Source organism: Trinickia acidisoli, from assembly GCF_017315725.1.
GTDB lineage: Bacteria > Pseudomonadota > Gammaproteobacteria > Burkholderiales > Burkholderiaceae > Trinickia > Trinickia acidisoli.
Map to the genome: position 1 here is coordinate 531782 of NZ_JAFLRG010000001.1, position 23939 is coordinate 555720.

Annotated in this window: 22 protein-coding genes; 8 read left to right on the top strand and 14 right to left on the bottom strand. The window is 64.4% G+C overall.

Annotated elements, in window-relative coordinates:
- Positions 1–46: 46 nt before the first annotated feature.
- The gene (gene ychF / locus J3485_RS02530) at positions 47–1141 is read right to left on the bottom strand and encodes a redox-regulated ATPase YchF (RefSeq protein ID WP_206951017.1); all 1095 of its coding nucleotides are present in this window, start codon (positions 1139–1141) and stop codon (positions 47–49) included.
- A gap of 188 nt (positions 1142–1329) precedes the next feature.
- On the opposite strand from ychF, the gene J3485_RS02535 reads away from it, so the two are divergent.
- Positions 1330–2931 (top strand): sensor domain-containing diguanylate cyclase, encoded by a 1602-nt coding sequence (locus J3485_RS02535; RefSeq protein WP_242538458.1) that lies wholly within the window; start codon positions 1330–1332, stop codon positions 2929–2931.
- A 35-nt stretch (positions 2932–2966) separates the two neighbouring features.
- Positions 2967–3278, top strand: a complete 312-nt coding sequence (locus tag J3485_RS02540) for a cupin domain-containing protein (RefSeq protein ID WP_206951018.1) — start codon at positions 2967–2969, stop codon at positions 3276–3278.
- An 87-nt stretch (positions 3279–3365) separates the two neighbouring features.
- Here J3485_RS02540 and J3485_RS02545 read toward each other — a convergent pair whose 3' ends face one another.
- Positions 3366–6737, bottom strand: coding sequence for a hypothetical protein (locus tag J3485_RS02545; RefSeq protein WP_206951019.1), 3372 nt, complete (start codon positions 6735–6737; stop codon positions 3366–3368).
- A 262-nt stretch (positions 6738–6999) separates the two neighbouring features.
- Between J3485_RS02545 and J3485_RS02550 the strand changes: the two genes are divergently transcribed.
- The 4 genes from J3485_RS02550 to J3485_RS02565 all read left to right on the top strand — a co-directional run bounded on the left by J3485_RS02550 (position 7000) and on the right by J3485_RS02565 (position 11627).
- The gene (locus J3485_RS02550) at positions 7000–8172 is read left to right on the top strand and encodes a UbiH/UbiF family hydroxylase (RefSeq protein ID WP_206951020.1); all 1173 of its coding nucleotides are present in this window, start codon (positions 7000–7002) and stop codon (positions 8170–8172) included.
- Positions 8173–8295: 123 nt separating this feature from the next.
- Positions 8296–9024 carry a DsbC family protein gene (locus J3485_RS02555; RefSeq protein ID WP_206951021.1) on the top strand — a complete coding sequence of 243 codons (729 nt, stop codon included), beginning with the start codon at positions 8296–8298 and terminating at the stop codon, positions 9022–9024.
- 50 nt (positions 9025–9074) lie between these two features.
- The gene (locus tag J3485_RS02560; protein WP_206951022.1) at positions 9075–10916 is read left to right on the top strand and encodes a M61 family metallopeptidase; all 1842 of its coding nucleotides are present in this window, start codon (positions 9075–9077) and stop codon (positions 10914–10916) included.
- A gap of 111 nt (positions 10917–11027) precedes the next feature.
- Complete coding sequence (locus J3485_RS02565) at positions 11028–11627, top strand: FMN-dependent NADH-azoreductase (protein ID WP_206951023.1); 600 nt, start codon at positions 11028–11030, stop codon at positions 11625–11627.
- Between the two features lie 134 nt (positions 11628–11761).
- Here J3485_RS02565 and J3485_RS02570 read toward each other — a convergent pair whose 3' ends face one another.
- The 8 genes from J3485_RS02570 to rpe all read right to left on the bottom strand — a co-directional run bounded on the left by J3485_RS02570 (position 11762) and on the right by rpe (position 19079).
- Positions 11762–12643, bottom strand: coding sequence for a uracil-DNA glycosylase (locus J3485_RS02570; protein WP_206955607.1), 882 nt, complete (start codon positions 12641–12643; stop codon positions 11762–11764).
- Positions 12640–13266 carry a CYTH domain-containing protein gene (locus tag J3485_RS02575; RefSeq protein WP_206951024.1) on the bottom strand — a complete coding sequence of 209 codons (627 nt, stop codon included), beginning with the start codon at positions 13264–13266 and terminating at the stop codon, positions 12640–12642. Before J3485_RS02575 ends, J3485_RS02570 begins: the two co-directional genes overlap by 4 nt.
- Before the next feature lie 49 nt (positions 13267–13315).
- Positions 13316–14101: an indole-3-glycerol phosphate synthase TrpC gene (gene trpC, locus J3485_RS02580; protein WP_206951025.1), complete on the bottom strand. Its 786-nt coding sequence runs from the start codon at positions 14099–14101 to the stop codon at positions 13316–13318.
- 49 nt (positions 14102–14150) lie between these two features.
- On the bottom strand, positions 14151–15182 hold the full coding sequence (gene trpD, locus J3485_RS02585; protein WP_206951026.1) for an anthranilate phosphoribosyltransferase: 1032 nt from the start codon (positions 15180–15182) through the stop codon (positions 14151–14153).
- 57 nt (positions 15183–15239) lie between these two features.
- Positions 15240–15842, bottom strand: coding sequence for an aminodeoxychorismate/anthranilate synthase component II (locus tag J3485_RS02590; RefSeq protein ID WP_206951027.1), 603 nt, complete (start codon positions 15840–15842; stop codon positions 15240–15242).
- Positions 15843–15855: 13 nt separating this feature from the next.
- Positions 15856–17349: an anthranilate synthase component I gene (gene trpE, locus J3485_RS02595; protein ID WP_206951028.1), complete on the bottom strand. Its 1494-nt coding sequence runs from the start codon at positions 17347–17349 to the stop codon at positions 15856–15858.
- Positions 17350–17637: 288 nt separating this feature from the next.
- Complete coding sequence (locus J3485_RS02600; protein ID WP_206951029.1) at positions 17638–18390, bottom strand: phosphoglycolate phosphatase; 753 nt, start codon at positions 18388–18390, stop codon at positions 17638–17640.
- On the bottom strand, positions 18387–19079 hold the full coding sequence (gene rpe / locus J3485_RS02605) for a ribulose-phosphate 3-epimerase (protein ID WP_206951030.1): 693 nt from the start codon (positions 19077–19079) through the stop codon (positions 18387–18389). The genes J3485_RS02600 and rpe overlap by 4 nt, the downstream gene beginning before the upstream one ends.
- A gap of 293 nt (positions 19080–19372) precedes the next feature.
- Here rpe and apaG point away from each other — a divergent pair, with 293 nt between their 5' ends.
- Positions 19373–19747, top strand: a complete 375-nt coding sequence (gene apaG, locus J3485_RS02610; RefSeq protein WP_206951031.1) for a Co2+/Mg2+ efflux facilitator ApaG/CorD — start codon at positions 19373–19375, stop codon at positions 19745–19747.
- Between the two features lie 64 nt (positions 19748–19811).
- Here apaG and J3485_RS29685 read toward each other — a convergent pair whose 3' ends face one another.
- Complete coding sequence (locus J3485_RS29685; RefSeq protein WP_508616724.1) at positions 19812–19958, bottom strand: hypothetical protein; 147 nt, start codon at positions 19956–19958, stop codon at positions 19812–19814.
- Here J3485_RS29685 and mltA point away from each other — a divergent pair.
- On the top strand, positions 19957–21108 hold the full coding sequence (gene mltA / locus J3485_RS02615) for a murein transglycosylase A (RefSeq protein ID WP_508616725.1): 1152 nt from the start codon (positions 19957–19959) through the stop codon (positions 21106–21108). The two genes, J3485_RS29685 and mltA, sit on opposite strands and share 2 nt — an antisense overlap.
- A 50-nt stretch (positions 21109–21158) precedes the next feature.
- Here the strand turns inward: mltA and paaK are convergent, their stop codons facing one another.
- From paaK to paaG, 3 genes are all read right to left on the bottom strand, one after another.
- Entirely contained in the window at positions 21159–22457 is a 1299-nt protein-coding gene (paaK, locus tag J3485_RS02620) for a phenylacetate--CoA ligase PaaK (protein WP_206951033.1), read from the bottom strand.
- 132 nt (positions 22458–22589) lie between these two features.
- A complete protein-coding gene (gene paaI, locus J3485_RS02625; RefSeq protein WP_206951034.1) occupies positions 22590–23066 on the bottom strand; it encodes a hydroxyphenylacetyl-CoA thioesterase PaaI in 477 nt (158 codons plus the stop codon).
- A gap of 1 nt (position 23067) precedes the next feature.
- Positions 23068–23859: a 2-(1,2-epoxy-1,2-dihydrophenyl)acetyl-CoA isomerase PaaG gene (gene paaG, locus J3485_RS02630; RefSeq protein WP_206951035.1), complete on the bottom strand. Its 792-nt coding sequence runs from the start codon at positions 23857–23859 to the stop codon at positions 23068–23070.
- Positions 23860–23939: the final 80 nt, after the last annotated feature.

Sequence of the window (23939 nt, forward strand, 5' to 3'; positions counted from 1 at the left end):
CTGAATCTGCGAATGTCGGCGAACACCCAAGAACAACAGTTCATGCTTACACGTTGAACAAGAAATTCATCACGTCGCCGTCGTGCACGACGTATTCCTTGCCTTCGGCGCGCATCTTGCCCGCTTCCTTCGCGCCTTGCTCACCCTTGTAAGCAACGTAATCGCCGAACGAGATCGTCTGCGCGCGAATGAAGCCGCGCTCGAAGTCCGTATGGATGGCGCCCGCCGCTTGCGGCGCCGTATCGCCGATATGGATCGTCCAGGCACGCACTTCCTTCACGCCGGCCGTGAAGTACGTCTGCAGGCCGAGCAGCTTGAAGCCGGCGCGGATCACGCGGTTCAGGCCAGGCTCGTCCATGCCCATGTCGGCAAGGAACACTTCCTTGTCTTCGTCGGCGAGATCGGCGATCTCGGCTTCGATCGCCGCGCACACCGCGATGACGGGCGACTTCTCCGCCTGCGCGTGCTTTCGCACCGCGTCCAGATGCGGGTTGTTCTCGAAGCCGTCGTCCTTGACGTTGGCGACGTACATCGTCGGCTTGGCGGTGATGAGGCAGAACGGCTTGAGCAGCGCCGCCTCGTCGTCGGTCAGATCGAGCGCGCGAATCGGCTTGGCGGCATCGAGCTGAGCGCGCGCCTTTTCGAGCACGGCGGCGAGCTTCACGGCTTCCTTGTCGTTGCCCGACTTGGCCGCCTTTGCGTAGCGCGTCAGGGCCTTTTCGACGGTTGCCAAATCGGCGAGTGCGAGTTCGGTATTGATGACTTCGATGTCCGACAGCGGATCGACCTTGCCGGCAACGTGGATGACGTTTTCATCCTCGAAGCAGCGCACTACGTGCGTGATCGCATCGGTTTCGCGGATGTTAGCGAGGAACTGATTGCCGAGCCCTTCGCCCTTGCTCGCGCCGGCAACGAGACCGGCGATGTCGACGAACTCGACGACGGCCGGCACGATGCGCTCGGGCGTGACGATGTCGGCAAGCGCCTTGAGCCGCGCGTCGGGTACTTCAACCACTCCGACATTCGGCTCGATCGTGCAGAACGGATAGTTCTCGGCGGCAATGCCCGCCTTGGTCAGCGCGTTGAACAGGGTGGACTTGCCGACGTTGGGCAGGCCGACGATGCCGCATTTGAGGCTCATGGGAAAAACCTGGCTAGATCTCGAAAGGCGACAATTGTAACGCTTTCGGCTTCCCGGCCCGCCCCCGGCGAAGCGCGCCGGCCAAACGAGGACCGCCCTCGCTCGGCAAACAGGCCGGGGTCGAACACGTGTGCGCCGGGCGGCATCCCCAATGCTAAACTTCGTCGCGTGTGCACAGAGATGCACCGATGTCGTCTTTCGATCATGGGACCGGCATGCAAGGAACTGGCGACGACGTATCCACCGCTAAACCTAGTCCTCAAGGCTCCTCCTGGCAGCGACTAAGGCTCAATCTGCTCACCCCGCGCGCGATCGTCGCGGGGGCGCTCGTCATCGCCTGTTTCATGGTGGCGCTGTGCGGCGTCGTGGTATTCCAGGCGCGCGCGGATGCGCTCGAGCACGCCCGGGAGGCGTCGCGCAACGTCGCCCTGATCGCCGAGCGCGACATCGAGCGCAATTTCGAGCTGTACGCGCTCTCGCTGCAAGCTGTCATCGACGGGATTCACGACCCCGAGATCATGGCGCTTCCGTCCCGGCTACGGCGCCAGACGCTGTTCGACCGCGCCGCCTCGGCCAGCTATCTCGGTTCCGTCCTGGTTCTCGATGCGAAGGGGCAAGTCGTCCTCGATTCCCTGACCGATGCGACGCCCGATCTCAATTTCGCGGACCGGCGGTATTTCACCGTTCAGCGCGACAATCCGGATGCGGGCCTGTTCGTTAGCGATCCGTACTATTCGCGGCTGCGCAGCGGCTCGCCGAGCATCGCTTTGAGCAGGCGCATTTCGAGGCCCGACGGCTCATTCGGCGGCATTACGATGGTGGCGGTTCAACTCGAATATTTCCACAACTTGTTTTCGGGGCTGCAACTCGGTCCTCACGGCTCCGTGGCGCTGATCGGCCAAGACGGGGTCATGGTGATGCGCCAGCCGTACGATCCTGCAGTCATCGGACGAAACATCGGCGGCGCCAGTACCTTCCGCAGGTTCCTCATGGCCCCCGACGGCAGTTTTGCGGACAAATCGACGATCGATGGCATGCGCAGGCTTTACTACTTCAAGCATCTGCAGCATCTTCCGCTCATCATCATGGTGGCCGAGGCAGAGCCGGACATCTACGCCACGTGGACGCGGCGCGCGGTGATCATCGGTTCCCTGATGGCGACCTTTGCCCTGGGTTTCGTCGGGATCGCGTTCGTGCTGGCCGCGCAGTTGCGGCGCCGGATGCGAGCGGAGAGCGAATTGGCGCTGCTCGCGCGCACCGACGGGCTCACGGGTTTGAACAATCGTCGGACGCTTGGCGAAATATTGGATCGCGAGTGGCGCCGGGCACGGCGTAACCGCAGCGTCTTTTCGCTGCTTTTCGTCGACGTGGATTGCTTCAAGGCCTACAACGATTTCTACGGGCACCAAGCCGGCGACGACACGCTCGCCGCGGTCGCCAAGTGCATCGGCGAGAACATTCGCCGCCCGACCGACAGCGCCGCCCGCTACGGCGGCGAGGAATTCCTCGTCGTGTTGCCGGACACGGCGCCGCAAGGCGCTGCCGTTATTGCCGAGCAGATTCGGATGGCGATCAGCAACCTCGGCATCGAGCACGTGACGAGCGAGTACGGTCGCGTCACGGCAAGCATCGGCGCAGCCGCCTGGACGCCCGAGACCGACGGCGACGTCACCGCGGTGATACGCGAGGCCGATCAAGCGTTGTACGACGCGAAGGCGACGGGGCGCAACAAGGTTGCGCTGTTCGCCGTGCGGCCGGAGATGGCGTCGGCGGTCGGCCATCATTCGTGAGGGCGGTACTCGCCACCACACTTCGAGGACGACGGATGAAATTCATCGAAAGCGGCGCATTCACCGCGCAGCGCGCGTGGGGCGCGCTCGACATCGCGAGCATGAACGGGGTCTCGGTGCGGCTGCACTGGACGGACCAGCCGTACAAGTGGCACGTGAACGACGGCGAAGAAGTGTTCGCCGTGATGGACGGCCAAGTGCGCATGGATTATCGCGAAAACGGCCAGACGAGTTCCGTTCTGATGAACGCTGGCGACATCTTCTTCGCGTCGGTCGGCACCGAGCACGTCGCGCATCCGATCGGCGCGGCGCGTGTGCTCGTCATCGAGAAGGAAGGCAGTGTCTGATGACGGGATAGGCGAGCCCCGCACCTGAGACGGTGCGCGGGCTCATCGCGGCGGCGGCATGGGACAAGACGAGCCGAGCCGCGATCGTCAATGGGTGTCCGCGATTTGCGTGCCGGGGGGCGGAGTGATGCCGCATAGCTCCAGCGTGCTCTGGAACCACTGGATCGAGTAAGTCGGGTCGTCCTGAAAGCTGATTTCCGAGTATTTGATCTGGCTTGCCATCGTATCGGCTTGATGAGGGGTGAGCGTGTTGAGCCAGTTCACCATGTCCTTGTCCGACAAATGCTGGTTCTTGAAAAACGACGTCAAGAACGGACCCGCGCTCGGCGCGGTCGTGCTGAACGAGAACGAATGTTTGGCCAGTTCCGCGGCGACGCCCGAATTCACCCCCATCGCTTCGAGCAGCGCCTGATCGCTGCCGTCGTACGCATGCGAATGCGATTCGGCGTTGCCGATCGTATAGACGCCCGAGCCGACCAGCATCAGCGCGGCGCCTACGCCGGTCCATCCCACGGCACCGGCAGCCAAGCCGAGGAACGTGCCGTCGGCGCCGATCACACCGGCGTCGGTGGCCGCGCCCGTCAAGAACGCCGCATCGCCGAGCGCGCTGATCGTGTCGCCGGAGCCACGGATGTAATTCGCGTACGAGCCGCCCTGGTTGAAGTAGTAAGCCGCGTTCGCCGAATCGACGCCGAAATAGGCGAAGTCGACCGTATCTTTCGTCATCGTACCCAGTAGGCCGGTCAGCGCCGTCTTGACCGAATCGTTCAGGCCCGAGGAGAGAATTCGCTCCTGCTGCTCCGAGACGAACCTGTTCAGAATGGTGGCTCCGGAGTTCGGGCGAATGGGCGCCATGCTCTCCGACATTGTGGCGTTCAGGGCCAGCGCTAAACCGTTACTGCCGTGCGGGCCGACATAGCTGAGGTCCTGAATGGCATTGGGGATATTGTGCGCCTCGCCCGCGAACGATTTAGCTAGGAACTGGGCGTTATCGAGGAACAGGTATGCGCTGAGCCCGTTGTTCAATCTTGAGACAACGTTCAGCGCGGTGTCCGAAAGTTTGGTGCCGTCCTTTGAGAAGAGCTTGGACTTGATTGCCGACGGGATGAGGCTGCTCTGGCTCAACTGGCTGATGGCGGCGGGGTTGTCGATGATGAAGCCCTTCGTCGTCTGGTAGGCGACGTTGCGCGTCGAGCGCATCAGCCACAGCATGTTCGTCGGCGGTGCGTTGCTCGACGTCGCTGCGGTACCGGCTGCGGTAGTCGACTCCATTGTCGGCGATGCGCTGAGCGCCCCGAGAATGCTTTTCGACGAGGTTTGAATCGTCGGATTCACGTAACGGTCGTTACCGACGTTGACGTTGAAGCCCTCGACGCCGTTCAAGTCGGGAGAGAACGCGGCGATTGCCGTGCGCATGCCGTCGAGCGTTTCTCCTTGCGCTGTGTCGGCATTGCCATCGTTGTTGAGCAATGTCGCCTGCTTGGGGTTGGCTACGAGCATTTTGTTTAGATACGCGCTTTGCTCGGTGGCCGTGCTGTCCCCGCCGAAATCGTGGAAGCCGTATTGGAAAAATGCGGCGTCCTTGTCGGTTTGATTCAAGAGATCCTTGCTGTGGGCCGAGAATTGGTCCATGCCCACGCGGGTGCCGTCGATCGCCGAACTCTGGATGTCCGGGCGATCGGCCGGGACGGCCTGCGTGGCGACGGCCAGCGCGAGCGCCACGTTGCCGTTCGAGGCGGCGCTCGTGAATACTTGGGTCGTGAACGGCGGATCTTCCATCAATTGCGGTTGCGCGTTCATCTTGTCGTAGACGCCGATGACCGAGTTAGCGATCGACTTCACGGCCTGCGTGCCCGTGCCCACCGTGCCCGAGTCCGCCTCGACGCTGTGTTGGCACGCCGCGGCGAGGTCGTTCATCATTTGCTTGGACGAAGCGTCCTCCCAATTCGCGCTCTGCAGGCTTTGCTTGACGTCGGCCTGGATCGTCGGGTCCGACATGATCTGCGCGACCTGTCCGGGCATCGCCGTGCTCGGATCGGTGATCTTGTTGAGCAATGCCATCGCGGCTGCGCCGCCGTGCTGCTTGAGCGTCGTATCGACTTGTTTGACCGGATTGGTGATCAACACTTGCTGCTGCGCCTGCGCGACGCCAGCGCTGACCGCCTGCGCAAACTTCGGGTTGCCGCCCGCGTAGGTGGCATACACGCCGCCGCGGCCGAGCATGTCGCCGAGCGCGCTCGAGCCGGTGTCTTTGCCGACGCATGCCGCCACCTGCTGCGCGGTGAGTTGCTGCACGCTCTTCCAGTCGCCTTTGGCGGCCGCTTGCTGGATTTTGCCGAGTTGGTCCGTCGTGCGGCCTTCGGCTGTCAGCGTTGCCTGGTAGAGCCCGACAGCGGTTCCGACCGCTGCCTGAAAGTTCTTGTCGCCGGGAGCGCGCTGCAAAATCTCTTGACCGAGCGCTTTGGCATCGGGCACCGCTTGCTGCGTGCCGGCATAGTCGAGCTCGTTTTCGATCGTCGTGGCGAGCGTGATCGTGGCGTTCGTCTTGTCGTCTTTGGTCTTTGCGTGATCGAGCGTGGCGAGTTGGGTGCGCTCGTTCTCGAGGTACTTGAGCCGCGTCGGATCGAGAATGGTGATCTGCTGGCCGTTCTGGATCTTGTAGACGGCATCTTCCGGGTTGGCCGGCCGCGTGCCGAAGGCTTGCCGATCGAGGTACGGGGTGGCGGCCAAGTTCTGATCGAGCGTACCCGGCAGGCCCGGGACCCCATTGTTCTCGAAGATGCTCCACGCCGTGCCGGTTGCCCTCGGCGGATTGTGGATCGTGTAGGTCTTGAGGCCGAGTTCGGGCGAACCGGGGGCAAACGTCACGGCGGGCGTGGGAACGGTCGTCGGGATCGACGACTGTTGCGTGGCGCCGCCTTGCCCCGCGACGCTGACCGGCAACGCCGCCGTGTTCGAACTCCAGAGAGCGGTCGTCTGCGAAGCTTTACCGGCCGTGATGGTCGTGGCGTCGAGTACGAGGTTGCCGTCGTCTTGCATCGTGAGCGTCGTGCTCGCGCAATCGGTCGTCTTCGTTTGCCAGAGAACGTCGTTGCCTTTGAGCACTTGCAGGTTGCCGCTGTTGTCGACGCGCGCCGCCTGCGCACCGCTGCCCGACGTATTCGACGACCACAACGAGTTGCCGTTCGCGACGTCGTAGAGCACGAGGTTGCCGTCCTTTTGCATCTCCAGCTCGTACTGGCCGTTGTCCGAGCGAATCGCCTCGCCCGCCTTGAGTGTTTGACCGGCGGCGAGCTTCGCCGCGATGACTTTTGCCTCGGGCGGCTTCGGCGTTGCCGGCGCGGTCGCGGCCGGCTTAGGGGCCGGCTTGGGTTTCGCGCCTGACGTGGACGGCGGCTGCGGCGCGGGCCCCGGCGTTGGGTTGGGGGTGGGACGAGGGAAGTCCGTCGCAAAGGCCATCGTGCCTCCAAATGCTGCCTCGATGCCGCGCCGCAGCACGACCGGGCCGCATCGAGTGGTTTAGTAGGATTTTCGGTTGTACCTCCAACTATCTGCGATTGAAATCGACTGCACGGGAAAGCGTTCCGTAGTCTCGAAAAGAAAACCGCGCGTAGCGCGGCGCTGGTCCTACGAGAGCGTCGGCCTGTGTCGAATCGACGCGCTCGTGCGGCGCCCGCCATGCGCGCCCTGTACGCGATGCTGCACCGCTATAATTCTCACCATGACTGCCCATCATCAGACGTTTCACGTCGCTGTCGTCGGCGGCGGCCTCGTCGGCAAGAGCGCCGCGCTCGCGCTGGCTCAAGCGGGGCTGCGCGTCGCGCTCGTCGCGCAGCCGGCCGCGGCGCGCCCGGCCGACCTGCCGTTCGACGCACGCATCTATGCGCTTTCGGCCAGCTCGCAAGCCTTGCTCGAGCGGCTGCGCATCTGGCAAGCCCTCGATCACGATCGCCTCGCGCCCGTCTACGACATGCGCGTGTTCGGCGATGCGCTGGCCGAACTGCATTTCTCGGCGTTCCAAGCCGCGGTGTCTCAGCTCGCTTGGATCGTCGAGTCGTCGCTGATCGAGCATGCGCTCGATGCCGCACTGCGTTTCCAGCCGCAGGTCGATTGGCTCGACACGCGAGCCCAAGGAATCGACGTGAAGGCGGACGCGGCGTACCTCGCGCTCGCGACCGGCCAGGTCGTCGAGGCCGATCTCGTCGTCGGCGCGGACGGCGCGCATTCATGGGTGCGCGCCCAAATGGGCGCGCACGTGACACGGCGCGACTACCGGCAAACGGGCGTCGTCGCGAATTTCAAGGCCGAGAAGCCGCACGGCGAGACGGCCTATCAATGGTTCGTCGGCGGCGAGATCGTCGCGCTGCTGCCGTTACCCGATTCGCATGTCTCGCTCGTTTGGTCGGCCCGCAGCGAGCACGCGCGCGAACTGCTGGCGCTCGAGCCGGCGCAGCTCGCGGCCGCCGTTGAGCAGATCACGCACGGCCGGCTCGGCACGCTCGAATGCGTCGGGCCCGCGCACGGCTTTCCGCTGGCGCTGCAATCGGTCGATCGGCTGATCGCGCCGCGCGTCGCGCTCGTCGGCGACGCCGCCCACTTGATTCACCCGCTCGCAGGCCAAGGGATGAACCTCGGCCTGCGCGACGTCGCCGCGCTGGCCGACGTAATCGCCAAGAAGGAACCCTTTCGCGATCTCGGCGATCTCGTGCTATTACGTCGCTATGAACGCGCGCGGCGGGAGGACATCGGCGCATTGACGCTCGCGACCGACGGCCTGCAGCGTCTGTTCTCCGTACCGGGCACGCTCGCGCGGTCGGTGCGCAACGCGGGGATGGCGTTTGTCGGCGCGCAGCCGCTCGTCAAGCACTGGCTCGTGACAGCGGCGCTCGGCTGATGCATGAAGCACGCGTCGAAACGCGCTGAGAGCCGCGGCGCAACATTTTTCCGCCAACCGTTTTGATTGACCCGCGTGCAATGACGCACGCGGCGCACGAACCGAACTGCAAGGACCCTCACTATGCGCAATGTCATGCGAATCGCAGCCGCGGCGGCGCTGGCCGCCGTCGTCGCGCTTGGCTGCACGGCTCACGCCGACCAAACGACCGACAAGCTGAAAGCGACGCTTCAAGCGCGTCTGCCCGAGCTCCAGATCAAGGGCATCTCGAAGGCGCCCATCGCGGGCCTCTACGAAGTCAATTTGGGCACACAGTTGGTCTATACCGATGCCAGCGGCGACTACGTGATCGCGGGCGACCTCGTCGATACCAAAACGCGCAGCAATTTGAGCGAGGCACGTCTGTCCGAGATCAACAAGATCGATTTCGCCAGCCTGCCGCTCGAGCGCGCCGTCAAGGTCGTCAAAGGCAACGGCAGCCGCCGCATCGCCGTGTTCTCGGACCCGAACTGCCCGTACTGCAAGCAACTCGAGACGACGCTCAAATCCGTCGACAACGTCACTGTCTATACGTTCTTGTATCCCGTGCTGACGCCTGACTCGATGACGAAGTCGAAGGCGATCTGGTGCTCGGCCGATCGCGCGAAGACGTGGGAGGCGTGGATGGTCGACCGTCACCCGCCCGCCAGCGCGCCCGCCAATTGCGACACGTCGGTGCTCCAGAAGAATCTCGCGCTCGGACAGGGACTGAACGTCACCGGCACGCCGACGATCATCTTGTCCGACGGCCGCCGTCTGCCCGGCGCTGTTTCGGCGGACGAACTCAATGAAGCGCTGGCGAGCGCGCACTGAGGCTCGGCGCTCATTTCAACGACAATCCACGAGACATATTGCGCTACCCGATGAAGCCCACCCGCTACGCCATCGTTCCCAAGCATCCGGCCGCTCACCTATTCGAAGTCACGCTCACGCTGGCCGATCCCGACCCGGACGGCCAGCGGTTCGCGTTGCCGACGTGGATTCCGGGCAGCTACCTCGTGCGCGAATTCGCGCGCAACATCGTGACGCTCAGCGCATTCAACGAGGCGGGGCGCAAGGTTCGCGTCGCAAAGACCGACAAGCAGACGTGGCAGGTCGCGCCCGTCAAGGGCGGCGTGCTGACGTTGCGCTACGAGGTCTATGCGTGGGACATGTCGGTGCGCACCGCGCACTTGGACGATACGACCGGCTTCTTCAACGGGACCAGCGTGTTCCTGCTGCCGGCCGGCCGCGAAGCGGCCGCGTGCATCGTCGACATCCAAAAGCCCGCGGGCGCGTCGTATAAAGACTGGCGCGTGGCGACGGCATTGCCCGAGGCGCGCGGCACGAAGCGCTACGGCTTCGGCGAGTATCGCGCGCAGAATTACGACGAGCTCGTCGATCATCCCGTCACGCTCGGGCAATTCGCGCTGGCCAGCTTCAAGGCGCATGGCGTGCCGCACGACATCGTCATCGCCGGACGCACCGTGTCCGTCGACATGGCGCGGCTCGCTGCCGATCTGAAACGCATCTGCGAAGCGCAAATCGCTTTGTTCGAGCCGCGCACGGAAAAAGCGCCCGTCGAGCGCTACGTGTTCATGACGCAAGTCGTCAGCGACGGTTACGGCGGGCTCGAACATCGCGCGTCGACGGCGCTCATCTGCAATCGCGCCGATTTGCCCGTCCTCGGCCGGCCCGAGACGTCGGAGGCGTATCGGACCTATCTTGGCTTGTGCAGCCACGAGTACTTCCACACGTGGAACGTCAAGCGCATCAAGCCGGCCGCGTTCGCCCCGTACGACCTCTCGCGCGAAAACTACACGTCGCTGCTGTGGCTGTTCGAGGGCTTTACGTCGTACTACGACGATCTGATGCTCGTGCGTAGCGGAGCGATCGCCGAAGCCGACTATTACGCGCTCGTCGGCAAGACGCTCGGCGGCGTGTTGCGCGGCAGCGGCCGGTTGAAACAGAGCGTGGCCGAAAGCTCGTTCGACGCCTGGATCAAGTATTACCGCCAGGACGAGAACGCACCGAACGCCATCGTCAGCTACTACCAGAAGGGCTCGCTCGTCGCGTTGGCATTCGATTTGGCGATACGCGCGCGCACCGATCATCGCAAGTCGCTCGACGACGTCATGCGTTTGCTGTGGCAGCGTTATGGCCGCCACTTCTACAGCGGCAAGATGGCCGGCGTCGGCGAGGACGAAGTCGAGGCGTTGATTGCCGAGGCGACGGGCGTCGAACTCGGGCCGCTTTTCCACGAGGCCGTGCACGGCACGCGCGACCTGCCGCTCGAAGCCCTGTTCGAGCCGTTCGGCGTGACGCTCGAGCCGCAATGGGGCGACGGCAGCGGTAAGAGCGGGCAGGGCGCGGCCGATGGCACGCGCAGCGGTAAGCCGTCGCTCGGCGCACGCGTGCGCGCGGGCGTCGACTGCGTGCTGGCGGCCGTACACGACGGCAGCGCGGCGCAAAAGGCCGGGTTGTCGGCCGGCGACGTATTGATCGCCGTCGATGGGCTGCGCGTGACGGGCTCGAACCTCGACACGCTGCTCGGTCGCTATTTGCCGGGAGCGACCGTGGAGATTCACGCGTTCCGACGCGATGAGTTGCGCGTGGCGCGCCTCAAGCTCGACGGGCCCGAGGTGACGCGCTATCAGCTCGTTGCCGCCGCCGAGAAGCGCGGCGCGCCCGCTAGACGTGCGCGGGAGCGCTGGCTGAACGGCTGATCGTTCTATCGCTGCAACAATCCGTCTTCCCAGCCCTACTTTTTCCGTGTCGGGTCTCCCGCGACAATGGCTCCACTCGCGCACAACCGCGCAACCCACTTGGAGCCCGACATGACCACGATCCTTCAACTGAATTCGGCCGCGCGTTCGCAAGGCGCGAATTCGACGCTGCTCGCCAATGAACTCGCCGCAAAGCTACAGCAATCGAAGCCGGGCGCGCAGCTCGTCCTGCGCGACTTGCTGGCCGATGCTTTGCCGCATCTTGACGACGCCGTGCTCGGCGCGTTCTTCACGCCGGCCGAGCAGCGTTCGCCGGGCCAAGCGGCGATCGTCGCACGCAGCGACGAACTGATCGCCGAGCTGCAAGCTGCCGATGTGATCGTGATCGGCGCGCCGATGTACAACTTCGGCATCTCGTCGCAATTGAAGACCTATTTCGACTGGATCGCCCGCGCGGGCGTGACTTTCCGCTACACGGCGAACGGCCCCGAAGGGCTCGTCAAAGGGAAGAAGGCTTATGTCGTCTCGGCACGCGGCGGCAAGTACGCGGGTACGCCGAACGACAGCCAAACGCCGCATATCAAGGCGTTCCTCGGCCTCATCGGTATCACCGACGTCGAGTTCATCTACGCTGAAGGCATGAACCTGGGCCCGGATGTAGCCGGCGCGGCGCTCGCGTCCGCCCGCGAAGCGATCGCCGCTGCGGCGTAAGCGTAAGAGCCGGGCGTCAGGCGGGCTGCGTGGCCTCGCCGCAGCGTCTTCGTGGCGGCTTTCGTTCAGGGGCTTTCGCCGGGGCGTTTTCGTCGAAGCGCCTTCGTCGGGAGGCGCTTGCGTCGAGACGCCTATTAAGCGTCGACCGTCTCGGGCAGGCGCCAATCGATCGGCGCACGGCCATTCGCGACGAGATATTCGTTGGCAAGGCGGAAATGCCCGCACCCGAGAAAGCCGCGATGCGCCGATAGCGGCGACGGGTGCGGCGCTTCGAGCACGCCATGAGGACGCGTCTCGAGCAGTGCGCGTTTGGCTTGCGCATGCGCGCCCCAGAGCATGAAGACGAGGTGCTCGTGCCGATGGGCGAGTTCGCGGATCAGCGTGTCGGTGCAAGCTTCCCAGCCACGCTTCGCGTGGCTCGCCGCCTTGCCTTGCTCCACCGTCAGCACGGTGTTGAGCAGCAATACGCCTTGCCGGGCCCACGCGTCGAGGCAGCCGTGCGCCGGCATCGCGAAGCCGAACTCGGCGGCGATTTCCTTGAAAATATTGCGCAGCGACGGCGGCGGCCGCACGGGCGACGGTACCGAAAATGCGAGGCCATGCGCTTGCGGATGGCCCTTGTCGTCGCCGTGGTAGGGGTCTTGCCCGACGATGACGACCTTGACGTCGTCAGGGCTCGTCAATCGCAGTGCGCGGAATACTTCGGCTGGGTAGACGATCTTGCCCGTAGCGATCTGTTCGTCGACGAATGCGCAGAGCGGCCGATAAGCGGCGCTATCGACGAACGCGCGCAGATGCTCGCGCCAGGCGGGAGGCAAGGCGCCAAATTGCGATTCAAGCGGGATAGAGAGCCCTGTCGGTGCTCCACGCTCTTGTGGCGCGGCAGGTCCATTTAGGTCCGAGCCCGCTTTCGCTTGTGCCTTCGCTACCGCCGAGGCGTCTTCCGCCCTGTCGAACAACGATCCTTGCGCCGGGTCGCTCGCAGCCGCTGCCCGACTCCGCGGCTTCGCCTTCACCGAGCGCACAGCCGATAACCTCGCTGCGCTTTGTTGACGTTTTCCGGCATGAGCCCAGGGACCGCGGCCGACAGCTTGGCCGTCAACGCATGCAGCGCTTGCTCGTCGCCCTTCAACAATTCGAGCTCGATTTCGCTGATCGCATCGCGTCGCGTTTGCCCGTCGACCGGAGCCGTCACTTCTCCCCGATCGATGGCGGCCTCGATTCGCGCGCCGTCGAATTCAAAACGCCAAAGGCGCCGCACGAACGTCGTCCGAAAACGCTCATCGAGTTCCGATGCCGCGGCGCGCAGCGCGGCGAGCGCGGTTCCGTCGTCGCACGCGGCGGCGAGCGCATCGAATTCGAGCGCTTCGTTCGCGACCGCCGTTTCCCACTCGTGACGGCTATGCAAGCCTCCTTCGGCCGTGCCCGCTGCCTTCAGCGTTTGCAGCCAGCCGTCGGGCGTCTTGCGCAGCCGCAGGGCGATCCTCGCGCGAGCGAGCGCAAGCGAAGGCGTATCGAAGTAGATGTTCGTGAGCGGCACGTCACGTCCCGGCGCGCCGGCAATGCCGGTGAAGAACCGGTCGGCCGCGTCGGCTTGTTCGGGCGGCAGCGCCAGTTTGATTTCGCGTTCGATGCTCATGCTTCGTTGTCGTGATGGTCGAGTGGATCGGGGCGGCGGAACGGCGCGATCAGAAAAACATGTGCGATAGCGCCACGCCCGGATCGTCGGCACGCATGAACGCCTCGCCGACGAGGAACGTGTGTACGCCGTTCGCGCGCATGCGTTCCACGTCCGTGCCCGCCAAAATTCCCGACTCAGTGACGACGATCCGATCGTCCGGCAACGCATCGAGCATACCGAGCGTCGTGTCGAGCGACGTCTCGAACGTGCGCAGATTGCGATTGTTGATGCCGATGAGCGGCGTCTTGAGCGTCAACGCTTGCGTCAGTTCGTGACGATCGTGCACCTCGACGAGTACCGCCAACCCCAGCGAATGCGCGAGCGCTTCGAACGCTTGCATGTGCTCGAGCGGCAACGCGGCTGCGATGAGCAGGATCGCGTCCGCGCCCATCGCGCGTGCCTCGACGATCTGATACGGATCGACGATGAAGTCTTTGCGCAGCACGGGCAGCGTGCAGGCCGCGCGGGCTTGTTGGAGGTAAGCCGCGCTGCCCTGGAAGAATTGCACGTCGGTCAGCACGGACAAACAGGCCGCCTGGCCTTGCTCGTACGAGCGGGCGATGTCGGCGGGCACGAAATGCTCGCGCAGCACGCCCTTGGACGGGCTCGCCTTCTTGACCTCCGCGATGACGGCGGCGTGGCCGGCCGCATGCTTGGCGCGCAGCGCGCCGACGAAGTCGCGCAGATCGCGCGACGACGCTTCGAGCCGCAGCTCGTCGAGCGGTGCGCTCAACTCGGCCGCGCGCACTTCTTCGCGTTTGACCGCGATGATCCGTTCGAGAATGTCGCTCATGGACGAAGCCCCTTTTTTCGCTGATGTCGTGTCGTGATGCCCGACGGCATCAATGCTTGAATTGCTGAGTGAAGCGTACGAACTCGTCGACCTTCGCGCGCGCCCGGCCCGTCGCGACGACTTCCCGCGCCACTTCGATGCCGTCGGCGATCGAAGCGACGATGTTCGCTGCGTACAGCGCCGTGCCCGCATTGAGCGTGACGATTTCGCGCGCGACACCGGGACGGTTGTCGAGGGCTTGGAGCAGCATCGTCTTCGATTCGTTCGCGTCGGCCACCTTAAGCGTTCGATTGGACACCATCTGCAGCCCGAAATCCTCAGGGTGGATCTCGTACTCGTGCACCTCGCCGTCGCGTAGCTCGCCCACGAGCGTCGCGGCGCCGAGCGACACCTCGTCCATGCCGTCCTTGCCGTAGACGACGAGCACGTGCTTGGCGCCGAGGCGCTGCATCACGCGCACTTGAATGCCGACGAGATCGGGGTGAAACACGCCCATCAATTGATTCGGCGCGCCGGCCGGATTCGTGAGCGGGCCGAGAATATTGAAGATCGTGCGGATGCCGAGTTCGCGGCGCACCGGCGCGATATTTTTCATCGCGGGGTGATGATTGGGCGCGAACATGAAACCCATGCCGGTTTCGGCGATCGACGCGGCCACCTGCTCGGGCTGCAGATCGATGTGCACGCCGAGTGCTTCGAGCACGTCGGCGCTGCCCGATTTGCTCGAGACGCCGCGGCCGCCGTGTTTGGCGACTTTCGCGCCCGCCGCCGCGACGACGAACATCGTCGTCGTCGAGATGTTGAAGGTGTTGGCGCCGTCGCCGCCGGTACCGACGATGTCGACGAAGTTGGCGTTGTCGGGCACTTCGACGTGACGCGCGAATTCGCGCATGACGGTGGCCGCGGCCGCGATTTCGCCGATCGTCTCCTTTTTCACGCGCAGGCCCGTGATGATCGCGGCGGCCATGACGGGCGACATGTCGCCGCGCATGATGAGCCGCATGAGATGCAGCATTTCGTCGTGAAAGATCTCGCGATGCTCGATCGTGCGCTGCAGTGCTTCTTGCGGTGTGATGGTCATGGGCTCGCCCCTGTCGTTCGATCCGTCCGTGCGTCGATCACGCTTCGGCCATTTCACTTACGCGCTATGCGCGGTGTGGGCCGCTTGTTCCGTCTTCGACCCCTTGAGGAAGTTCTCGAGCAGCGCATGGCCGTGCTCGGAGAGGATCGATTCGGGGTGGAACTGCACGCCTTCGACGGCAAGCGTCTTATGGCGTACGCCCATGATTTCGCCGTCGTCGGTCCATGCCGAGATTTCGAGGCAGTCGGGCAGCGATTCGCGCTCGATCGCGAGCGAGTGATAGCGCGTCACGTCGAAGTGCTTGGGCAGGTTCGCGAACACGCCTCGCCCGTCGGTTTCGATGCGGCTCACTTTCCCGTGCATGATCGTCTGCGCGCGCACGACGCGGCCGCCGAACGCTTCGCCGATCGCCTGATGGCCGAGACAGACGCCGAGGATCGGCGTGCGACCCGCAAACCGGCGCAGCACGTCGAGCGTGATGCCCGCATGCTGCGGATTGCTTGGCCCCGGTGAGAGGCAGAGGGTGTCGGGTTTCATCGCGGCGATTTCATCGAGCGTGATCTCGTCGTTGCGATAGGTGCGCACGTCCTCGCCGAGCTCGCCGAAATACTGCACGAGGTTATAGGTGAACGAATCGTAGTTATCGATCATCAGCAACATGATGTCTCTCCGCTCAAAAATCGCTATCGAGGCCGTCTTGCACTTGCTCGGCCGCGCGCAGCACGGCGCGTGCCTTGTTCTCGGTTTCCTGCCATTCGGATTCGGGCACCGAGTCGGCGACGATGCCCGCTGCCGCTTGCACATATAGATTGCCGTTGTGGACGAGCCCGGTGCGGATCGCGATCGCGAGATCCATCTCGCCCGTGAACGACAGGTACCCGACGGCGCCGCCGTAGAGGCCGCGCTTGACGGGTTCGAGCTCGTCGATGAGCTCCATTGCGCGCACCTTCGGCGCGCCCGACAACGTACCGGCCGGAAACGTCGCGCGCAGCACGTCGAAGTTTGTCGTGCCGGGCTTGAGCTTGCCTTCGACCGAGCTGACGATGTGCTGCACGTGCGAGTATTTTTCGATGACCATCTGGTCGGTGACGGCGACCGAACCCGTCTGCGCGATGCGGCCGACGTCGTTGCGCGCGAGGTCGATCAGCATGACGTGCTCGGCGATCTCCTTCGGGTCGTTGAGCAGTTCCGTCGCGAGCTCGGCGTCGCGCTCGGGCGTGCTGCCGCGCGGACGCGTGCCCGCGAGCGGCCGAATCGTGACGATGCGATCCTCGCCGCGCTTTTCCTGGCGCACGAGAATTTCGGGCGACGCGCCGATCACGTGGAATTCGCCGAAGTTGTAGTAATACATGTACGGCGACGGATTGAGCGAGCGCAGCGCGCGATAGAGCGAAAGCGGATTGTCGCGGTAGGGCTTGACCAAGCGCTGGCCGACTTGCACCTGCATGAGTTCGCCGGCCGCGATGTATTCCTTCGCGCGGCGCACGGCATTGAGATAGTCTTCGCGCGCGAACTCGCGATAGGTCTCCGTGCGTACGCTCGGCGACGTGACAGGCGGCTGCACGGTCGCGCGCAAGCGCTGGCGCAACTCGCGCAGCCGCTGCTTGGCGCGCGCGTAGGCTTCCGAAGCCGCCGGGTCGGCGTAGACGATCAGATAGAGCTTGCCCGCGAGGTTGTCGATGACGGCAACTTCCTCGGTCAGCAGCAGTTGGATGTCGGGCAAGCCGAGATCGTCGGGCGGCGCCGTATGCGCGAGCTTCTTCTCGATGTAGCGGACGGCGTCGTAGCCGAAGTAGCCGGCGAGGCCGCCGCAAAAGCGCGGCAGGCCCGCGCGCTGGGCCACCTTGAAACGCGCTTGGAATTGCTGAATGAACTCGAACGGATCGCCTTCGTGCGTCTCGACGACTTGGCCGTCGCGCACGACTTCGTTGACGCCGCTGCGTGTGCGAACGAGCGTGCGTGCAGGCAGGCCGATGAACGAATAGCGGCCGAACCGCTCGCCGCCCACGACCGATTCGAGCAGAAACGAGTTCGCGCCGCCGCGCTCGGGTTGCGCGAGCTTCAGGTAAAGGGAGAGCGGCGTTTCGAGATCGGCGAGCGCTTCGGCGATCAGCGGAATGCGGTTGTAACCCTCACCGGCGAGGGACTGAAACTCGAGTTCGGTCATGTTCCGATCCTATTCGAATGGCCGACGCATTCGTTGCCCCAAGACGGGCGAAGCATGCGTTCGGGAAGTCGTAAGCGCACGAACGCAGCGACGACGAAACCGCGCGGTGCGTTCGTTTGAGCGGTACGGCAATATTGCGCGAATGCGCGACGAAATCAAAAAACGTCGCTGAAGACGAACTTCAGCGTACCTCGAAAGAGGTTAGCGTGACGAGCGACGCCAGGGCCAAGCTCCCCGGTCGATACTGCTCGGACTCCGTTTTTTGTTCAGAAACATGAGGTGAATGACTTAAGTCGTCAGCGATTGAATGGTTGCGTCAGGGCTGGGCGGAAGATTCGCGACGAACCTCGCGGCCTCGAGCAACGTGGCGACTATACCATCCGAATTTATCGTTTGTATAGCTTTGCCGTGGTTGTAGCCATACGGGACCGTCAACGTCGCCATGCCCGCGGCGCGGCCCGCCAGCGCGTCGTTCTCCGAATCGCCGATCGCGACGGCATCGCCCGGTGCGACGCCCATTGCGTCGCAGGCCACGTGCATCGGCTGCGGGTCCGGCTTTTTGCGCGCGACGCTGTCGCCGCCGAGAATCACCGAGAAGTAGCGCGCGAGCCCGTACTGTTCCAGCAACGCCACAGCGAAGCGATGCGGCTTGTTCGTGACGCACGCGAGCTTCACGCCGGCCTCGGCGAGCGCCGCGAGGCCTGGCTCGACGTCTGGATAAAGCCGCGTGTGGCGACCGTTGATCTGAGCGTAGTGAGCTTGATAGCGCGCGAGCGCGTCGGTGAAGCGTGCCTCGGTTTCATCTGCGCAGAACCGTGCGGACAGCACGCTGCGAATCAGATGTTCCGAGCCCTTCCCGACGTAGCCGATTACCTCTTCGCGCGTGACGGGGCGCGTGCCGAGTTCGGCGAGCATGCCGTTCAAGCTCGCGGTGAAATCGTCGGCCGTATCGACCATGGTGCCGTCCAGGTCGATGACGGCGGCTTTCAGGCGTCGAGCCGACGGCAACGCGGCGCCTGGCCGGGCAGGGGCGGCGCTCATGCGCGGGCGTCGCCGACGGCGGCCAATTGACCGCGCATGTCGTCGATGACGGCACGATAGTCGGGCTTGCCGAAGATGGCCGAGCCGGCCACGAACGTATCGGCGCCGGCCGCCGCGATTTGCGCGATGTTATCGACCTTCACGCCGCCGTCCACCTCGAGATGGATCTCGCGGCCCGTGCGCGCTTGGTAGGCATCGATCCGCGCACGCGCTTCGCGCAGCTTGTTCAGCGCCTCGGGAATGAACGACTGGCCGCCGAAGCCTGGGTTGACCGACATGATCAGCACGAGGTCGACGCGATCCATAACGTGGTCGAGATAGCTGAGCGAGGTGGCCGGATTGAAGACGAGGCCCGCTTTGCAGCCGTGATCGCGGATCAGCGACAGCGTGCGATCGACGTGATCGGATGCCTCCGGGTGAAAGCTGATGATGTTCGCTCCGGCCTTCGCGAAATCGGGCACGATGCGGTCGACGGGGCGTACCATCAAGTGAACGTCGATCGGCGCTTGCACGTGCGGGCGGATCGCCTCGCACACGAGCGGGCCGATCGTGAGATTGGGGACGTAATGATTGTCCATCACGTCGAAGTGAATCCAATCGGCACCGGCGGCGACGACGTTGCGGACTTCTTCGCCGAGCTTTGCGAAGTCGGCGGACAGAATGCTGGGAGCGATGCGAAATTGCGTCATGGCGTGAGAAGCGAGAGGGCCGGCGAACTGGCCTCGAGGCGGAAAGCGCCTATTTTACCGTGTTGCGTCGGCTCGGCTGGCTCGGCCTTTCGGCCACCCGGCAAGGCGCGGCGGTTGCGGCCTGGGGCTGCATCGATCAGAATGCGAAACCGGAGTGCCGACCGCCGAAGCGTCAGCCGCCGAAACCTCGGCGCGCGGCCGAGCGCCATGAAAGGCGAGCGCTCCGGCCGATCCCGATTTCGGCTCCGCCCGTGCGGCGAAGGTGCCGCGATTGTTCAGAGAAAGAAATCACGATGAGCCAGTATCTATTCAGCGTGTCGGCGCAGACGCGCTATTTGCCCGAGCAGTCCGATCCCGCGCGCCGGCAGTACGCGTTTGCCTATACGCTGACGATCCGCAACACGGGCCAGGTGGCGGCGCAATTGATCGCGCGCCATTGGATCATCACCGACAGCGAAAATCACGTGCAGGAAGTCAAAGGCCTCGGCGTGGTGGGGCACCAGCCGCTCCTACAGCCGGGCGAGCAGTTCGAGTACACGAGCTGGGCGGTGATCGAAACGCCGGTGGGAACGATGCGCGGCGCTTATTTTTGCGTGGCGGAGGACGGCGAGCGATTCGAAGCGCTCGTGCCCGAATTCGCGCTGCAGATGCCGCGCACGCTGCATTGAGACGTATTGGGTCATACGCGCGCGATGAGCGCGGGGCGGCGTATACGCGGGTAACGCCAGCCGCTTATCGACGCGCGCCGCGATCGTCCGCGTGGCCGTTTCGCTTTCTGCCCGACATCGTCCAGACGACGATGATCACGAGTAGCGCAAGGGCCGCGAGCGCCTCGAGCGCGAAGATCAGCATCGGGTATTCGTCAAATAGAGCGGACATGGCGATTTCCATCAAGAACGAACATTGTATGCGTATTCATTCGTCCTTCCTCGGGCGCGCGGCCGCTCTGGCTGCGGCCGTGCTGCTCGCGGCTTGCGGCGGTGGTGCCATGGTGCGGCCCGCGCCGACGCCGATTGCCGGCGTTCCGGCCGTCACGGGGGTGTTGTCGGCCGCCCGGCTGACGCCTGTTGCGTGGCAGCAAGTGCCCGGCTGGCAGGACGATTCGCTGATCGGCGCTGCTGCCGCGCTGCGCGAGAACTGTCTGCGGGTCGGGCGGCAGGCCAACTGGCAGCGTGCCTGCGCGGCCGCCTCGCAACTCGATGACCTTGACTCCACCGCCACCCGGTCGTTCTTCGAGACGTATTTCACGCCGTTCCAGCTCGCCAACGGCGACGGATCGGTCGATGGCCTCGTCACGGGCTACTACGAACCGCTGCTGCACGGCGCGCTTACCCGAAGCGGCCCGTATCAATTCCCGCTCTATCGCTGGCCGTCCGGCTATCGTCCGGGTACGGTATTGCCCTCGCGTGCCGAGCTCGAGCGTTCCGGCGCGCTGCAAGGCAACGAATTGGTGTGGGTAGACGATCCGATCGAGGCGTTCTTTTTGCAGGTGCAGGGTTCCGGACGCATCGTGCTCGACGACGGCGGCGTCATGCGGGTCGGTTTCGGTGGCTCGAACAACCAGCCCTATCGGTCGATCGGCCGGTGGTTGCTCGATCATGGCGAGATCACGCCGTCGCAGGCGACGATGCAAGGCATCAAGGCTTGGGCTCGCGCCAACCCGACGCGAGTGGCCAGCTTACTCGATACGAACCCGCGTTTCGTGTTTTTCCGCGAAATGCCGTCTACACCGGAAGCGTCGGCCGGCGGCGATGGGCCGATCGGCGCGCTAGGTGTACCGCTCACGCCTGAGCGCTCGATTGCCGTCGATCCCGCCTCGATCCCGCTTGGCACGCCGGTGTTCTTGGCGACCACGCGGCCGTTCACGAATACGCCGATGAATCGGCTCGTCTTCGCCCAGGATACGGGCAGTGCGATCCGCGGCGGCGTGCGCGCCGATTACTTTTGGGGTCTCGGCGACGACGCCGGCGATCTGGCCGGCAAAATGAAGCAGGCCGGCCGCATGTGGTTGCTGCTGCCGAACTCTTGAGCGATTCGTTTCTTGAACGTTCACCGCGTGAGCGTTCACCTCGCCGGACGTCAGGCCGATCGTTTGTCGACGACGCGCCGGGCCTTGCCGACCGAACGCTCGATGCCGTTCACCGGTAAGACGTTCACGATCGCCGTCACGCCAATCAGCGCTTTGATGTCGTACGCGAGCGCCGACTTCGCCGCCGTGAGCGTTGCATCGTCGGCTCGCATGTCGGGGCAAGGCTCGACGTTCAGCGTCATGACATCGAGCGGCCCCTCCTTCGTGAGCACGATTTGATAGTGCGGTGCCAGCGAAGGCTGCTTGAGCAGCAGTTCCTCGATTTGCGTCGGGAAGACGTTGACGCCGCGCACGATCATCATGTCGTCCGAGCGCCCCGTGATCTTTTCCATCCGGCGCATCGTGCGCGCGGTGCCGGGCAACAGGCGCGTGAGATCGCGCGTCCGGTAGCGAATGATCGGCAGCGCTTCTTTCGTGAGCGAGGTGAACACGAGTTCGCCGAATTCGCCGTCCGGCAGCACTTCGCCGGTGGCCGGGTCGATGATCTCGGGATAAAAGTGGTCCTCCCAAATCGTCGGTCCATCTTTCGTCTCGACGCATTCGCATGCGACGCCCGGGCCCATGACTTCGGACAAGCCATAGATGTCGACCGCATCGATGCCCATGCGCATTTCGATCGCGCGGCGCATGTCGTTCGTCCAGGGCTCGGCGCCGAAGATGCCGATCCGCAGCGAGCAGTGCGCGGGATCGACGCCTTGCCGTTCGAGTTCGTCGGCGATCGAGAGCATGTAGCTCGGCGTGACCATGATGATGTCTGGCTTGAAATCTTGGATAAGCTGAACTTGCTTTTCCGTTTGGCCGCCGCCGAACGGGATGACCGTCAGGCCCGCACGCTCCGCGCCGTAGTGCGCGCCGAGTCCGCCCGTAAAGAGGCCGTAGCCGTAGCTGATGTGCACCTTATCGCCGCGTCGCGCGCCGGCTGCACGGATCGAGCGTGCGACGAGATTGGCCCACGTGTCGATGTCGCGTGCCGTATAGCCGACGACGGTGGGTTTGCCGGTGGTGCCCGACGATGCGTGGATGCGCGAGACCTTCTCCTGCGGCACGGCGAACATGCCGAACGGATAGTTGTCGCGCAAATCGCTTTTCGTCGTAAAGGGGAAACGCGAGAGGTCGGCCAGTGTCTTGAGGTCTTCTGGGCGAACGCCTGCCTCATCGAATTTGCGTCGATAGACAGTCGAGTTCTCGTAAGCGTGCTCGAGCGTCCATTTCAGCCGTTCGAGCTGCAGGGCGGCGAGCTCGTCTCGGCTCGCGGTCTCGATTGGATCGAGCGGCAGCGCGGTGTTCATCGCATGTCTCCTGTTTCATCAAAAATAGCTGCGGGCGGGCATGCGCAGACGCTGCCCGTCGCGTACGGCAAAAAGCGATTTCGCGGGCTACCGCCTGCGCCGATAGGGTTTCGGCACAAACGGCCGCGGCGCTTACGCTGGCGGAATCACGTGACCCTTGATGTGCGCGGACTTGCCGCGAAACATCGCGATGGTTTCGCCGGCGCCGTTGGTGACGCGGATATCGTAAATCCCGGTTCGCCCGGTGAGCGCTTGCTCCACGGCTTCAGCCGTGAGGACGTCGCCGCCGTGCACGGGGCGCAAGAATTCGATCGAGCAGCCCGACGCTACCGCATTGACGTTATACGAGTTACAGGCGAACGCGAACGTCGAATCGGCGAGCGTGAAGATGAGGCCACCGTGGCAAATGCCGTGTCCGTTGAGAAACTCGGGACGCACGGCGGCTCGCATGCGCGCGTAGCCTGCTCGCACTTCGGCGAGCTCGAAGCCTAGCGCGCGGCTGCACGCGTCCGCCTCATACATGGTGTGCCCCACCAAGCGGGCGAGTTCGTCCGGCGACAGGTGCGGTAAGGTGGCGTGCTCTCGCGTCGCCTGGGAATTGGACGACATCTCAACGCCCCTCGAAGCGCGGTGCGCGCTTTTGAATGAATGCCTGCACGCCTTCGGCGTAGTCGTATGAATTACCGAGCTCGCGCTGCAGATCGCGCTCGAGGTCGAGTTGCCGATCGAGCGTGTTCGTGGCACTCGCACGCATTGCGCGCTTGATCGCGGCGATGGCGCGAGTCGGCTGTTGCGCCAGTTGGGCGGCGAGCCGGGCGGCGCTGGCGAGCAACTCGGCATCGTCGACGACCTGCCAGATCAGGCCCCAGCGTTCGGCTTGCTCAGCACTGATTTTGTCGCCTGTGATCGCCAAGCCCAGCGCGCGCGCCATTCCCACGCGCTGCGGCAGGAACGCCGTGCCGCCCGAATCGGGGACGAGCCCGATCTTGACGAACGATTGCGCGAAGCTGCTCGAGCGGGCTGCGATCGTGATGTCGCATGCAAGGGCGAGATTCGCGCCGGCGCCGGCGGCGATTCCATTCACGGCTGCGATGACCGGCAACGGCAGCGCCCGCAGACGTCGTACGAGCGGATTGAAGTGCTCGTCGATCAGCGCGCCGAGGTCCGACATTGCACCGGGCTCGAAGCTCAGATCCGCGAGATCCTGGCCTGCGCAAAATCCGCGTCCGGTACCCGTCAGAACGAGTGCGCGCGCACCGGCGCGGACAGCGTCGTCGATCGCGCCGTTCAGTTCCTCGTGCATCGCGCGGGTGAAGCTGTTCAGTTTCTCGGGACGGTTGAGCGTCACCGTGGCGACGTGCGCGGCTTCGTCGATCTCGACGCGAATTGCTTCATATTGCATCGATCGTCTCCTCATTCACTCCATTCATTTCAAGGCCGGCGGCGCCGAGTACGACGGCTGCTCGGCGGCTATTCGACGCC

Coding starts and splice junctions, on each gene's coding strand:
- paaG (WP_206951035.1), bottom strand. CDS start 23,859: ATGCAATATGAAGCAATTCGCGTCGAGATCGACGAAGCCGCGCACGTC.
- J3485_RS02555 (WP_206951021.1), top strand. CDS start 8,296: ATGCGCAATGTCATGCGAATCGCAGCCGCGGCGGCGCTGGCCGCCGTC.
- paaI (WP_206951034.1), bottom strand. CDS start 23,066: ATGTCGTCCAATTCCCAGGCGACGCGAGAGCACGCCACCTTACCGCAC.
- J3485_RS02575 (WP_206951024.1), bottom strand. CDS start 13,266: ATGAGCATCGAACGCGAAATCAAACTGGCGCTGCCGCCCGAACAAGCC.
- J3485_RS02540 (WP_206951018.1), top strand. CDS start 2,967: ATGAAATTCATCGAAAGCGGCGCATTCACCGCGCAGCGCGCGTGGGGC.
- J3485_RS02560 (WP_206951022.1), top strand. CDS start 9,075: ATGAAGCCCACCCGCTACGCCATCGTTCCCAAGCATCCGGCCGCTCAC.
- J3485_RS02535 (WP_242538458.1), top strand. CDS start 1,330: ATGTCGTCTTTCGATCATGGGACCGGCATGCAAGGAACTGGCGACGAC.
- trpC (WP_206951025.1), bottom strand. CDS start 14,101: ATGAGCGACATTCTCGAACGGATCATCGCGGTCAAACGCGAAGAAGTG.
- J3485_RS02545 (WP_206951019.1), bottom strand. CDS start 6,737: ATGGCCTTTGCGACGGACTTCCCTCGTCCCACCCCCAACCCAACGCCG.
- J3485_RS02600 (WP_206951029.1), bottom strand. CDS start 18,390: ATGAGCGCCGCCCCTGCCCGGCCAGGCGCCGCGTTGCCGTCGGCTCGA.
- apaG (WP_206951031.1), top strand. CDS start 19,373: ATGAGCCAGTATCTATTCAGCGTGTCGGCGCAGACGCGCTATTTGCCC.
- J3485_RS02590 (WP_206951027.1), bottom strand. CDS start 15,842: ATGTTGCTGATGATCGATAACTACGATTCGTTCACCTATAACCTCGTG.
- J3485_RS02565 (WP_206951023.1), top strand. CDS start 11,028: ATGACCACGATCCTTCAACTGAATTCGGCCGCGCGTTCGCAAGGCGCG.
- J3485_RS29685 (WP_508616724.1), bottom strand. CDS start 19,958: ATGTCCGCTCTATTTGACGAATACCCGATGCTGATCTTCGCGCTCGAG.
- trpE (WP_206951028.1), bottom strand. CDS start 17,349: ATGACCGAACTCGAGTTTCAGTCCCTCGCCGGTGAGGGTTACAACCGC.
- trpD (WP_206951026.1), bottom strand. CDS start 15,182: ATGACCATCACACCGCAAGAAGCACTGCAGCGCACGATCGAGCATCGC.
- paaK (WP_206951033.1), bottom strand. CDS start 22,457: ATGAACACCGCGCTGCCGCTCGATCCAATCGAGACCGCGAGCCGAGAC.
- ychF (WP_206951017.1), bottom strand. CDS start 1,141: ATGAGCCTCAAATGCGGCATCGTCGGCCTGCCCAACGTCGGCAAGTCC.
- mltA (WP_508616725.1), top strand. CDS start 19,957: ATGGCGATTTCCATCAAGAACGAACATTGTATGCGTATTCATTCGTCC.
- rpe (WP_206951030.1), bottom strand. CDS start 19,079: ATGACGCAATTTCGCATCGCTCCCAGCATTCTGTCCGCCGACTTCGCA.
- J3485_RS02550 (WP_206951020.1), top strand. CDS start 7,000: ATGACTGCCCATCATCAGACGTTTCACGTCGCTGTCGTCGGCGGCGGC.